The organism is Streptomyces sp. NPDC004667, from assembly GCF_040609475.1.
Taxonomy (GTDB): Bacteria; Actinomycetota; Actinomycetes; order Streptomycetales; family Streptomycetaceae; genus Streptomyces.
In genome coordinates, this window is record NZ_JBEXKC010000015.1 from 24,316 (window position 1) to 37,524 (window position 13,209).

A 13,209-nucleotide genomic window follows, 5' to 3' on the forward strand; every position below is an offset into this window, starting at 1 on the left:
TAGGACCACCTACGTAAGCGCGTACCGCTCGCTACGCTTCTTCTTCTCGCCGGCCACAGGGGGGCTTCATCGTGACCAGGACCGGACCGGTGGGCCGGGAGGCCGAACTGCGGCTCCTCGACGAGGTGCTCGCCGGGCGGGGGACGGACGGCCCGCGCGTGGTGGACCTGACCGGCGCGGCGGGCATCGGCAAGAGCCGGCTGCTGACGGAACTGTGCTTACGGGCCCGGTCGCGCGGCATGACCGTCCTGCGCGGCCGGGCCACCGAGTACGAACGGCACACCCCCTACGGGCTGTTCACCGACGCCTTCGCCGACCTGGACCCGGAGCTGCTGCGCCCCGGCACGGGCCCCGCGGCCGACCTCGCCGCGGCGGCGGCGCCCGTACTGCGCGGCATCGGGGACGGGGACTCCGGGTACTCCGGCTACGGCGACCCCGCGCCCGGGGACCCCGGCGGCGACCGGACCGACGGTCACCGCGGCGGCGGCCACCGCGCCGAGCCCGACGCCCCGTACACCGACCGCTTCGCCGTGCACCGGGCCACCGCCCGCCTGCTCGCCGCCCTCAGCCGCACCGGATCGGGGCTGCTCATCGCCCTGGACGACCTCCACTGGGCGGATCCCGCCTCCCTGGAACTCCTCGACCACCTCGTCCGGCACCCCCCGCACGCCCCCGTCCTCACCGCCGTCGCCCGGCGCGACCGCCAGACCTCGGCCTCGCTCACCGCCGCCCTGACCCGCGGGGTGGACACCGGCGCGGTGCTCCGGCTCGGCCTGGGCCCGCTGCCCGAGCGGGACTGCGTCGAGCGGCTCGCCCCCGGGCTGCGACCGGACCGGGCCGCCCGGCTCTACGCGGCCAGCGGGGGCAACCCGCTGTACTTCCTGACCCTGCTCCAGGCCCAGGAACCCGGCACCGGGGCGCGTTCCCCGCTCGGCGGACTCGGCTCGCTGCTGCTGGACGAACTGACCCCGCTGACCCCGGCGCAGCGCCGCACCGTCGAGGCCGTGGCCGTGCTCGGCGACCACGCCACCCCCGCGCTGCTGACGGAACTCGCCCCGGGCCCCGCCGGGGAACTCGACGCCACCCTGCGGGCGCTGGCCCTGCGCGACCTGGCGCGGCCCGGCCCCGCCGGGAGCTGGACCCTGCGCCACCCGGTGCTGCGCACGGTCGTCCACGAGAACGCCGACCACCGGCGCCGCATCCGCCTGCACCGCACCGCCTCCGAGGCGCTGGCCCGCGCCGGGGCCCCGGCGCCCGTCCGGGCCCACCACGTCGAGCAGGCGCTCACCGGCTGGGACCCGGCCGGTGCCGCCGTACTGCTGGAGGCGGCCGCACTCGCCTCGGCCACCGCGCCCGCGAGCTCCGCGCACTGGCTCGCGGCCGTCCTGCGGGTACTGCCGGACGGGCCCCGGTACGCCGGGCAGCGCCTCGCCCTGATGCTGGACCGGGCCCGCGCCCTGAGCGTCTGCGGCGAACTGCGCGCGGGACGCGACCTGCTGGCCGAAGTGATCGAGGCGGTACCCCCGGACGACGAGAGCGGGCTGCGCCCGGCCGCGGTCACCCTCTGCGCCTCGCTGGAGCGCCACCTCGGCCGGTACGCGCGGGCCGAGGCGCTGCTGCGCCGGGAACTGTCGCGCAGCCCCGCCCCGCCGCCTTCCGACCTGCTGGCCCTCGGCATCGAACTCGGTTCCTCCGCCCCGCACTCGACCCCGTATCCCGCGGTCCGCTCCGATGTCGTGCGCACCCGCGAGCTGGCCCGCCGGCTGGGCGACGCGGCTGCCGAGGCGGACGCGCTGGCCCTGATGGCGCTGGGCGAGGCCTACGAGGGCGGGCTCGACGCCGCCGCGCGGTACGCCGACCGGGCCGACGCCCTGCTGGAGACCCTCGCCGACCGGGACCTGGCCCTGCGGGGGGAGTCCCGGGCCCGGCTCAGCGCCGCCTCGTTCTACCTGGAGCGCTACGGGGAGGCGCAGCGGCACGCCGACCGGGGACTGGCGCTCGCCCGCCGGGTCGGGCCCCCGCACATCCTGTCCCACCTGCTCCAGTGCAAGGCCAACGTGCTGATGAGCACCTGCCGGCTGCACCCGGCGCTGGAGCTCGTCGAGGAGGCAGAGACCATCGCGCGCGGGATCGGCAACCCGGACCTGCTGGCCCTCGCGCTCACCAACAAGGCCCAGGTGCTGCTCGCCTCCCTGCCGCCGGGGGACCCGGAGTCGCTCGCCGTCGCCGAGGAGGCGGCGGCCGTCGCGGGCCCGCGCACCAGCTGGTGGGCCTCTCTGGCCTGGTGCGTGCTCGGGTACGCGGCCCTGTTCGCCGGGAAGCCCGAGCGGGCCCGCACGGCCGTGCTCCGAGCGGCCCGCCCCGACCTGTCGGGGCTCCAGCCGTCGATGCGCCCGCTGTTCCTGGAGGCCCTGGTGTCGGCCACCGTCGCGGGCGGCGACCTCGACTCCGCCGACGGCTGGGCCGCCCTGGCCACCGCGGACGCGCGGCGGCTCGGGCTGCCCACGCAGCGGGCCTCGGCCCTGCGCAGCACCGCGCAGGTCCTGGCGGCCCGGGGCCGGACCGCCGAGGCGGCCGAGGCGTACGCGGGCGCGGCCCGGGAGGCGGCCCGCTCCGGGGCCACCCTGTGGGAGGCCCAGTCCCTGCTGCTCGGCGCCTCCGTGGCGGCGGACGGCCCGGCGGAGGCGATGTGGCACCGGGGCCGCGGCCTGGCGGAGTCGGGCGGCGCCCACCTCCTGACGGGCTTCGCGGACCTGATCCGCCCGGCGGCACCAGCCCCGCCGCCACCCCCGGTGCCCGGTCTCACCCCCCGGGAACGGGAGATCGCCGCCCTGGTCGCCGAGGGCCTCACGACGGCGGCCATCGCGGCCCACCTCCGCCTGAGCCCCCGTACGGTGGACACCCACCTCTCCCACATCTACCGCAAGACGGGCCTCACCACCCGCTCCGCCCTGGCAGCCCTCACGGCCCGCACGACACAGTCCCCTTGACCCCCGGTCCCCTCCCGCGGCTACCGCACGGCGGCCCGCACCATGTGCACGTCCACTTGTCAGTGCCGACCCCTACCGTGGACACAGCCATTCACGTTCACCATCTCCGGGGGGAAGCATGAAGAACACACCCACCCACACCACCCGCAAGGCCGTCGCGCTCGCCGCGGCCGCCGCGGCACTGGCCCTGACGGCGGGAGCAGGCCAGGCGTCCGCGGCGGAGGAACTCCTCCCCTACCCGGGCCCCGACGGCGTCATCTGGATCCCCGAGATCACCGGATCCAGCGGCTTCGTCTCGGGCGGCCTCAACGCCCACCTGGACACCTTCACCACCTTCGCCTGCGAAGGCGGCGGCACCATCGAGGTGACCTTCCACCTCTACAACCAACCCGCCCGGGACCCGGCCCCCTTCGCCCTGACCTGCCCCACGGGCACCCCGTCGACCATCACCGTCCCCCTGGGCACCGGCCTGTCCGGCAGCTTCGGCGCCGAGGTCACCACCTCCTCCCCGTCCATACGCTGGGGCGCCGTGGTGGTCCAGCCCGAATAACCGGCCCACCGGCCGACGCCCGCCTCTCCCCACGGAACCCCGTGCAGAACCGCATGCGAAGCAGGGTGGGGTCGCTCTTTGGCGTCGCCTACCGTGGGGGCCAACGGAGCACGCAGAACGTCCAGGAGGCAGCGTGAGCGGCAGTGAGTGGACCAGCGTGTCAATGCCGTACCTGACCCCACGCGCATCCGGCGCCACCGATGCGTGGACAGAAGAGGCCCGGGCTGCGGGCCGGCGGGGAAGCCAGCGCATCGTCCACGCCGGAGAGGTCCCGGGGCCGCCTGCCGTCGCAGCCCTCCTCGGCGTCGGGGACGGGGACACCGTCGTCGTACGCCGCCGGATCATCGAACTCGACGGCGAACCGACCGAGGATCGGATGACCGTACCCCACCCCGAGTAGCCCGCCCCCGAACGCCACCGCGCCCGCCATCCCTGGTCGGGGACATGGCGGGCGCGGTGTCAGAATTCCGCACGTCGTTGTACGGACCGTATGAGGGGTCCCGCCCCGGAGGGCAGGGGCATTGCATCGTCGACGGCCGGAGGCCAGGGGTCCCGCCCCCACGAGGGGGGCGGGGGCGACGGTGGTTACACCGTCAGGGAGCGGTCCGTCGGCTTGACCGGGTACGGGAGGGCGCTGCTGCCGGTCAGGAAGCGGTCCACGCCGCGGGCGGCCGAGCGGCCCTCCGCGATGGCCCAGACGATCAGCGACTGGCCGCGGCCCGCGTCACCGGCGACGAAGACGCCGTCGACGTTGGTCGCGTAGGAGGCGTCGCGGTCGATGTTGCCGCGGGCGTCCATCTCCAGGCCGAACTGCTGGGTGAGGCCGTTGGCCTGGTCGGTGCCCGTGAAGCCCATCGCCAGGGTGACCAGCTGCGCGGGGAGGACGCGCTCGGTGCCCGGCTTCTGGACGAGCTTGCCGTCCTCGAAGGCGACCTCGACCAGGTGGAGGGACTGGACGTTGCCGTCCTCGTCGCCCTCGAAGTGGGTGGTGGAGACGGAGTAGACCCGCTCGCCGCCCTCCTCGTGCGCCGAGGTGACCTTGTAGAGCATGGGGAACGTCGGCCAGGGCTGGTTGGCGTTCCGGTCCTCGCCCGGCTTCGGCATGATCTCCAGCTGGGTGACCGAGGCCGCGCCCTGGCGGTGGGCGGTGCCGACGCAGTCCGCGCCGGTGTCGCCGCCGCCGATGACGACCACGTGCTTGCCCTCGGCGGTGATCGGCGGGGCCAGGAAGTCGCCTTCCTGGACCTTGTTCGCGAGGGGGAGGTACTCCATCGCGAGGTGGATGCCGTTCAGCTCACGGCCGGGGACCGGCAGGTCGCGGGAGACGGTGGCGCCCGCCGCGATCACGACCGCGTCGAACCGCTTGCGCAGGTCGCCGGCGGTGATGTCGCGGCCGACCTCGATGCCCGTGCGGAACTTGGTGCCCTCCGCGCGCATCTGCTCGATGCGGCGGTTGATGTGCACCTTCTCCATCTTGAACTCGGGGATGCCGTAGCGCAGCAGCCCGCCGATGCGGTCGGCGCGCTCGTACACCACCACGGTGTGGCCGGCCCGCGTCAGCTGCTGGGCGGCGGCCAGACCGGCGGGGCCGGAGCCGATGACGGCGGCGGTCTTGCCGGACAGGCGCTCGGGCGCCTGCGGGGTGACGTCGCCGTTGTCCCAGGCCTTGTCGATGATCGAGACTTCGACGTTCTTGATGGTGACGGCCGGCTGGTTGATGCCGAGCACGCACGCCGACTCACAGGGAGCCGGGCACAGGCGGCCCGTGAACTCCGGGAAGTTGTTCGTGGCGTGCAGCCGCTCCGACGCCGCCGCCCAGTCCTCGCGGTACGCGTAGTCGTTCCACTCGGGGATCAGGTTCCCGAGCGGGCAGCCGTTGTGGCAGAACGGGATGCCGCAGTCCATGCAGCGCCCGGCCTGCTTGCTGATGATCGGGAGCAGCGAGCCCGGGACGTAGACCTCGTTCCAGTCCTTCAGCCGGTCGGCGACGGGACGGGAACAGGCGGTCTCGCGGGGGGTGGTGAGGAAGCCCTTCGGGTCAGCCATGGGTCGCCGCCTCCATCATCTTCTCCGTGGTCTCGGACTCCGAGAGTCCGGCCAGCTCGGCGGCGTCCTTGGCGGCGAGCACTGCCTTGTACGTGGTGGGGATGATCTTGCTGAAGCGGTCCACCGCGGCGTCCCAGTCAGCCAGGAGCTTCGCGGCCACGGTCGAGCCGGTCTCCTCCTCGTGGCGGCGCACCACATCGTGCAGCCACTGCTTGTCGGTGTCGGAGAGGTCGGTCTCGACCGCCTCCGTGTTGCCGACGTTGACGTTGTTCGGGTCGAGGTCGATGACGTACGCGACGCCGCCCGACATGCCCGCCGCGAAGTTGCGGCCGGTCTCGCCCAGGACGACCGCCCGGCCGCCGGTCATGTACTCGCAGCCGTGGTCGCCCACGCCCTCCGAGACGACCAGGGCGCCGGAGTTGCGGACGCAGAAGCGTTCGCCGGTGCGGCCGCGCAGGAACATCTCACCGCCGGTGGCGCCGTAGCCGATGGTGTTGCCGGCGATGGTGGAGTACTCGGCGAGGTGGTCGGCGCCGCGGTCGGGGCGGACCACGATCCGGCCGCCGGACAGGCCCTTGCCGACGTAGTCGTTGGCGTCGCCCTCCAGGCGGAGGGTGATGCCCTTCGGCAGGAAGGCGCCGAAGGACTGGCCGGCGCTGCCGGTGAAGGTGAGGTCGATGGTGTTGTCGGGCAGGCCCGCACCGCCGAACTTCTTCGTGACCTCGTGGCCGAGCATGGTGCCGACGGTCCGGTTGATGTTGCGGATCGCGACCTGGGCGCGGACCGGCTGGGCCGCCTCCGCGGTCTCGGCGGCGAGCGCGTCGGCCGCGAGCTTGATCAGCTCGTTGTCGAGGGCCTTCTCCAGACCGTGGTCCTGCTCGATCAGGGCGTGGCGGACCGCGCCCTCGGGCAGCTCCGGCACGTGGAAGAGGGGTGCGAGGTCGAGCCCCTGCGCCTTCCAGTGCGTGACGGCCTTGCTCGTGTCGAGGAGCTCGGCGTGACCGACGGCCTCCTCGATCGTGCGGAAGCCCAGCTCGGCGAGGATCTCGCGCACCTCCTCCGCGATGAACTCGAAGAAGTTGACGACGAACTCGGGCTTGCCGGAGAAGCGGTCGCGCAGGACCGGGTTCTGGGTGGCGATGCCGACCGGGCAGGTGTCCAGGTGGCAGACGCGCATCATGACGCAGCCGGAGACGACGAGCGGCGCGGTCGCGAAACCGAACTCCTCGGCGCCGAGCAGCGCGGCGATGACCACGTCGCGGCCGGTCTTGAGCTGGCCGTCCGTCTGGACCACGATGCGGTCGCGCAGCCCGTTGAGCAGCAGGGTCTGCTGGGTCTCGGCGAGGCCGAGCTCCCAGGGGCCGCCCGCGTGCTTGAGCGAGGTGAGCGGGGAGGCGCCCGTTCCGCCGTCGTGGCCGGAGATGAGGACGACGTCCGCGTGGGCCTTGGAGACACCGGCGGCCACGGTCCCGACGCCGACCTCGGACACGAGCTTCACGTGGATGCGCGCGGCCGGGTTGGCGTTCTTGAGGTCGTGGATCAGCTGGGCCAGGTCCTCGATGGAGTAGATGTCGTGGTGCGGCGGCGGGGAGATGAGCCCCACGCCCGGCGTCGAGTGACGCGTCTTGGCGACCCACGGGTAGACCTTGTGGCCGGGCAGCTGGCCGCCCTCGCCGGGCTTGGCGCCCTGCGCCATCTTGATCTGGATGTCGTCGGCGTTGACCAGGTACTCGGAGGTGACGCCGAAGCGGCCGGAGGCGACCTGCTTGATCGACGAACGCCGCGCCGGGTCGTACAGGCGGTCCGGGTCCTCGCCGCCCTCACCGGTGTTGGACTTGGCGCCCAGCTGGTTCATGGCGATGGCGAGGGTCTCGTGCGCCTCCTTGGAGATGGAGCCGTACGACATGGCGCCGGTGGAGAAGCGCTTGACGATCTCGGAGACCGGCTCGACCTCGTCGAGGGGGATCGAGGCGCGGTCCGCGGCGAAGCCGAACAGGCCGCGGAGCGTCATCAGGCGCTCGGACTGCTCGTTCACCCGGTCGGTGTACTGCCGGAAGATGTCGTACCGGCGGTTGCGGGTGGCGTGCTGGAGGCGGAAGACCGTCTCCGGGTCGAAGAGGTGCGGCTCGCCCTCGCGGCGCCACTGGTACTCGCCGCCGATCTCCAGCGCGCGGTGCGTGGCCGCGATGCCGGAGGCCGGGTACGCCTTGGCGTGGCGGGCGGCCACTTCCTTGGCGACGACGTCCAGGCCGGCGCCGCCGATCTTGGTGGCGGTGCCGCTGAAGTACGTGCCGACGAACTCCTCGTCGAGGCCGACGGCCTCGAACACCTGGGCGCCGCGGTAGGAGGCGACCGTGGAGATGCCCATCTTGGACATGACCTTCAGGACGCCCTTGCCGAGCGCGTAGATCAGGTTCTTGATGGCCCGCTCCGGCTCCAGGCCGGACAGGAAGGTGCCCGCGCGCAGCAGGTCCTCGACGGACTCCATCGCCAGGTACGGGTTGACCGCGGCCGCGCCGTAGCCGATGAGCAGCGCGACGTGGTGGACCTCGCGGACGTCGCCGGCCTCGACCAGCAGACCCACCTGGGTGCGCTGCTTGGTGGCGATGAGGTGGTGGTGCACGGCGGAGGTGAGGAGCAGCGACGGGATCGGCGCGTGCTCGGCGTCCGAGTGGCGGTCCGACAGGACGATCAGGCGGGCGCCGGCCTCGATGGCCGCGTCGGCCTCGGCGCGGATCTCCTCGATCCGCGCGGCGAGCGCCTGGCCGCCGCCCGAGACCCGGTACAGGCCCGAGAGGGTGGCCGCCTTCATGCCCGGCATGTCGCCGTCGGCGTTGACGTGTATGAGCTTGGCCAGCTCGTCGTTGTCGATCACCGGGAAGGGCAGGGTGACGCTGCGGCAGGACGCGGCGGTCGGCTCCAGCAGGTTGCCCTGGGGGCCCAGCGAGGACAGCAGCGAGGTGACGAGCTCCTCGCGGATGGCGTCCAGCGGCGGGTTGGTGACCTGCGCGAAGAGCTGGGTGAAGTAGTCGAAGAGCAGCCGGGGGCGCTCGGACAGGGCCGCGATCGGCGAGTCCGTGCCCATGGAGCCGAGCGGCTCGCCGCCCGTGCGGGCCATGGGGGCGAGGATGACGCGCAGCTCTTCCTCGGTGTAGCCGAAGGTCTGCTGGCGGCGGGTGACCGAGGCGTGGGTGTGGACGATGTGCTCGCGCTCGGGCAGGTCCGTCAGCTCGATCTCGCCGGTCTCCAGCCATTCGGCGTAGGGGGCGGCGGCGGCCAGCTCGTTCTTGATCTCGTCGTCCTCGATGATCCGCTTCTGGGCGGTGTCGACGAGGAACATCCTGCCGGGCTGCAGGCGGCCCTTGCGGACGACCTTGGCCGGGTCGATGTCGAGGACGCCGACCTCGGAGCCGAGGACGACGAGGCCGTCGTCGGTGACCCAGTAGCGGCCGGGGCGCAGACCGTTGCGGTCGAGGACCGCGCCGACCTGGGTGCCGTCGGTGAAGGTGACGCAGGCCGGGCCGTCCCAGGGCTCCATCATCGTGGAGTGGTACTGGTAGAACGCGCGGCGGGCCGGGTCCATGGAGGTGTGGTTCTCCCACGCCTCCGGGATCATCATCAGCACGCTGTGCGGCAGCGACCGGCCGCCGAGGTGGAGCAGTTCCAGGACCTCGTCGAAGGAGGCCGAGTCGGAGGCGTCCGGGGTGCAGATGGGGAAGATGCGGTCCAGGGCGCCGTCGCCGAAGGCGCCGGAGGCCAGCTGGGACTCGCGGGCCTTCATCCAGTTCCGGTTGCCCTTGACCGTGTTGATCTCGCCGTTGTGCGCGACGAAGCGGTACGGGTGGGCGAGCGGCCAGGACGGGAAGGTGTTCGTCGAGAACCGGGAGTGGACCAGGGCGAGCGTCGACGCGAAGCGGCGGTCGGAGAGGTCCGGGAAGAAGGGCTCCAGCTGGCCGGTGGTCAGCATGCCCTTGTAGACGATGGTCCGGGCGGAGAGCGACGGGAAGTAGACCCCGGCCTCGCGCTCGGCGCGCTTGCGCAGCACGAAGGCCTTGCGGTCCAGCTCGATGCCGGTGCTTCCGTTGCTGACGAACAGCTGCGAGAAGGCGGGCATGGTGGTGCGGGCGCCGTTGCCGAGCAGGTCGGGGGTGACCGGGACCTCGCGCCAGCCGAGGACCGTGAGGTTCTCCTCGGCGGCGATGGCCTCGATCCGCTCCACGGCGACGGCCTGTGCGGTGCCGTCGGCGGGGAGGAAGGCGATGCCGACGGCGTACGCGCCGGCCTCGGGGAGCTCGAAGCCGGCGACCTCGCGCAGGAAGGCGTCCGGCACCTGGGACAGGATTCCGGCGCCGTCGCCCGAGTCCGGCTCGGATCCGGTGGCGCCGCGGTGTTCGAGGTTCCGCAGTACGGTCAGCGCCTGCTCGACGAGGGTGTGGGTCGCCTCGCCGGTGAGGTTCGCCACGAATCCGACGCCACAGGCGTCCTTCTCGTTGCGCGGGTCGTACATGCCCTGCTGGGCGGGGCGACCGTCCATGGGCGACCAGGCGGTGGTGCTGGGGCCGGTCGCGGAGTGCGTGGATGCGGAACGCATCGGCTCTCCCGTCGTCGTCGTGGCATATGTGCATAGCCGAGGGACGACGTTGGCCCTCTGCGAAATTTCGTGCAGGTTACATGATGACGGCAATCCCGAGAAGCGGATATGGCGTTCCAACATGCGGACTCGGCACGAGGCGGGAAAGAAGGACCTTCGCTGGGCTGCGGGGGCTCCCACATGGACTTCTGTGGACGCAACACGGGGCGAAGGTACCGGCGTGAGGCGGGCATCGTTGCCCGCGCGCTCTGGTCTGATGCCCCGCGGTCACGGAATCGAAACCGCCGGGTAACGGACTACTTATGTTGCGTACCGCATAGTGTCCCACTCTCGCGGCGGTTAGCCTACGACGCCACCGATCCAGGTTCCCAGGATGTACGTCACACCGGCGGCCGCACCACCCAGGAGCAGCTGACGGGCGCCGCTGTACCACCAGGACCGGGCGGTGACCCGCGCGACGACCGCGCCGCAGGCGAAGAGTCCGACGAGCGCGAGCAGCACGGCCGGCCACAGGGCAGTCGCCCCGAGCAGGTACGGAAGCAGGGGCAGCAGCGCGCCCAGCGCGAAGGACCCGAAGGAGGAGACGGCGGCGACGAGCGGCGAGGGCAGGTCGTCCGGGTCTATCCCGAGCTCCTCGCGGGCGTGGATCTCCAGCGCCTGCTCCGGGTCGCGGGAGAGCTGCATGGCGACCTCGCGGGCGAGGGCGGGCTCGACGCCGCGCGAGACGTAGAGCTCCGCGAGCTCCTCCATCTCGTCGACGGGGTGCTTGCGCAGCTGCTGGCGCTCCACGTCCAGCTCGGCGAGGACCAGCTCGCGCTGCGAGGCGACGGAGGTGTACTCCCCGGCCGCCATCGAGAAGGCGCCGGCCGCGAGGCCCGCCAGGCCGGTGATGACGATGGTCTGCGGGGCGACGGCGCCGCCGGCCACTCCGGTCATCAGCGCGAGGTTGGAGACGAGGCCGTCCATGGCGCCGAACACGGCGGGCCGCAGCCATCCGCCGTTGACGTCGCGGTGGGTGTGGTTGTCGCGGTGGGCGGTGTGCAGCGGCGCTTCGATGTCGATGATGGACATGCGACGAATCTCCCCTTTTCGTACGAGTGGGTACGCGAAGGCAACGCGCAGCCGTGCCCACCATCCGGGCACCCCCTGAACACCTCGAAACTACGCACGATTTCTGCCCCCCGCCAGCAAGGAAGGCCGTACTTACCTGGGGTTTCACGGGTCGGCGACCGGGTGACGGCGACGTTCGCGGGGTGTTTCGCGGCGAGCGACAAACCTCATGCCGTGGCACAAATCCCCCAAGGGCTCATCATGAGTCCCATCAAGTGGAGAGGCGCGCCATGGAGCTGATCGCATCCCTTCCGCAGGCCCATCCGCAGGCCCATCCGCAGGCCCGTCCGCAGGTCGTCCTCGAACGGGCCAGGGGCGCTCTTCTCGGCCTCGCGGTGGGCGATGCGCTGGGCGCCCCCGCGGAGAACATGAAGCCGTCGCAGATCCGGGCGAAGTGGGGCCGCATCGAGGGCTTCGTCTCGGACGACCCGGCGGGCACGGACGACACGGAGTACGCCATCTTCTCGGGCCTGCTGCTGGCCCGGCACGGCTCGGCGCTCACCGTCGCCCACGTCGAACGGGCCTGGCACCACTGGATCGCGGACCTGGACGAGGGCCCCTTCCGCGGGGCCGGCTTCTCGGAGCGCGGCACCCTGGAGAACCTCCGGCGGGGCCTGGCCGCGCCCATCTCGGCGCAGCACCGCCACGCGTGGAGCGACGGCCTCGCCATGCGGGCGGCCCCGTTCGGGGTGTTCGCGGCGGGCCGCCCGGCGGAGGCGGCCCGGCTCGTCGCCATCGACGGCTCGGTGAGCCACGACGGCGAGGGCATCTACGGGGGCCAGGCCGTGGCCGCCGGGGTCGCGGCGGCGATGGCCGGCGGCTCCCCCGCCTCCGTGGTCTCGGCGGCCCTGTCGGTCATCCCGTCCGACTCCTGGACGGCCCGCTCCCTGCGGCGCGCCGTCACCGCCGCCCCGCGCGGGGAGCGGGCGGTGCGGTCGGCGGTGGTCATCGGGGGCTACCCGTGGACGGACCTCGCCCCGGAGGCGGTGGGCCTGGCGTTCGGGGCCTTCGCCGCCTGCGGGGGCGACTTCGCCGCCTCCGTCCTGACCGCCGTGAACATGGGCCGGGACGCCGACACCACCGCCGCCGTGGCGGGCTCCCTGGCCGGCGCCCTGTCCGGCGCCGCCGCGATCCCCGCCGCCTGGGCATCGGCCATCGGCCCGGTCCGGGGCAGCTGCCTCCCCTCGATGCGGGGCTACCACGTCCTGGACATCGCGGACCTCCTCACCCCGGAAACCGAGCCGCCCCGATGACCCCACCCCTGCCCCCGGGCCGGGGCCCGGCCCCGGGCACGGGCCCTGCCACGGCCGTGGCTCCGGCTCCGGCTCCGGCTCCGGCTCCGGCTCCGGCTCCGGGCCTGAACGCGGCCCCGGCTCAAGGCCCGACCCCGGGCACGGCTTCTGCTCCGGGCCCGACTCCGCCCCTGGGCCCGAGCCCTGCCACGGCCGTGGCCACGGCCTCATGCCCGGACACGGCTCCGGGCGCGGACGCAGCCGCGACTCCGCCCCCAGGCACGGCTCCGAGCCCTGCTCCGGCCCCTGCCACGACCCCGGCTCCGGACACGGGCGCGGCCCCGGATCCGGCTTCGGGCACGGGTGCGGTCCCGGCCCCGGCTTTGACTCCGGGCGCGGCCCCGTGGCAAGGCCCGACCCCGGGCACGGCCACGGCTGTGCACCCTGGTCCGGCCGCCGCCGCGGCCGCCGGCACGACCCCGTGCCCGGCCGGGGCTCCGACCCCGGGTGCGAGCGCGAGCCCGGCTTCGGCTTCGGGCCTGGGCGCGGTTCCGGATCCGGCAGTGGAGAGTGGCGGATGGGGCGGGGTGGCCGTTGGGGGCGTGGTCCCGGGCGGGGCCGGGGGGCCGGCCCCGGGGTTCGTGCGGGTCCGGGCGTGGGGAGCCGCCGGCCCGAGCACGGCGCAGCCGC

At 73.4% G+C, this 13,209-nt stretch carries 7 protein-coding genes; 4 read left to right on the top strand and 3 right to left on the bottom strand.

Features of this window, described 5'->3' with window-relative positions:
* Positions 1 to 71 precede the first annotated feature (71 nt).
* From ABZW32_RS11310 to ABZW32_RS11320, 3 genes are all read left to right on the top strand, one after another.
* A complete protein-coding gene (locus tag ABZW32_RS11310; protein ID WP_356214216.1) occupies positions 72 to 2,990 on the top strand; it encodes an AAA family ATPase in 2,919 nt (972 codons plus the stop codon).
* A gap of 118 nt (positions 2,991 to 3,108) precedes the next feature.
* Positions 3,109 to 3,540 carry a hypothetical protein gene (locus ABZW32_RS11315; protein WP_356214218.1) on the top strand — a complete coding sequence of 144 codons (432 nt, stop codon included), beginning with the start codon at positions 3,109 to 3,111 and terminating at the stop codon, positions 3,538 to 3,540.
* Between the two features lie 133 nt (positions 3,541 to 3,673).
* Positions 3,674 to 3,940 carry a UTRA domain-containing protein gene (locus ABZW32_RS11320; RefSeq protein WP_356214220.1) on the top strand — a complete coding sequence of 89 codons (267 nt, stop codon included), beginning with the start codon at positions 3,674 to 3,676 and terminating at the stop codon, positions 3,938 to 3,940.
* Positions 3,941 to 4,125: 185 nt separating this feature from the next.
* Here the strand turns inward: ABZW32_RS11320 and ABZW32_RS11325 are convergent, their stop codons facing one another.
* From ABZW32_RS11325 to ABZW32_RS11335, 3 genes are all read right to left on the bottom strand, one after another.
* On the bottom strand, positions 4,126 to 5,586 hold the full coding sequence (locus tag ABZW32_RS11325; RefSeq protein ID WP_356214222.1) for a glutamate synthase subunit beta: 1,461 nt from the start codon (positions 5,584 to 5,586) through the stop codon (positions 4,126 to 4,128).
* The gene (gene gltB, locus ABZW32_RS11330) at positions 5,579 to 10,177 is read right to left on the bottom strand and encodes a glutamate synthase large subunit (protein WP_356214224.1); all 4,599 of its coding nucleotides are present in this window, start codon (positions 10,175 to 10,177) and stop codon (positions 5,579 to 5,581) included. The genes ABZW32_RS11325 and gltB overlap by 8 nt, the downstream gene beginning before the upstream one ends.
* A gap of 339 nt (positions 10,178 to 10,516) precedes the next feature.
* Positions 10,517 to 11,248 (bottom strand): VIT1/CCC1 transporter family protein, encoded by a 732-nt coding sequence (locus ABZW32_RS11335; RefSeq protein ID WP_266838522.1) that lies wholly within the window; start codon positions 11,246 to 11,248, stop codon positions 10,517 to 10,519.
* Positions 11,249 to 11,622: 374 nt separating this feature from the next.
* Between ABZW32_RS11335 and ABZW32_RS11340 the strand changes: the two genes are divergently transcribed.
* Positions 11,623 to 12,540 (top strand): ADP-ribosylglycohydrolase family protein, encoded by a 918-nt coding sequence (locus ABZW32_RS11340; protein ID WP_356214361.1) that lies wholly within the window; start codon positions 11,623 to 11,625, stop codon positions 12,538 to 12,540.
* Positions 12,541 to 13,209 lie beyond the last annotated feature (669 nt).

Coding starts and splice junctions, on each gene's coding strand:
- ABZW32_RS11315 (WP_356214218.1), top strand. CDS start 3,109: ATGAAGAACACACCCACCCACACCACCCGCAAGGCCGTCGCGCTCGCC.
- ABZW32_RS11325 (WP_356214222.1), bottom strand. CDS start 5,586: ATGGCTGACCCGAAGGGCTTCCTCACCACCCCCCGCGAGACCGCCTGT.
- gltB (WP_356214224.1), bottom strand. CDS start 10,177: ATGCGTTCCGCATCCACGCACTCCGCGACCGGCCCCAGCACCACCGCC.
- ABZW32_RS11335 (WP_266838522.1), bottom strand. CDS start 11,248: ATGTCCATCATCGACATCGAAGCGCCGCTGCACACCGCCCACCGCGAC.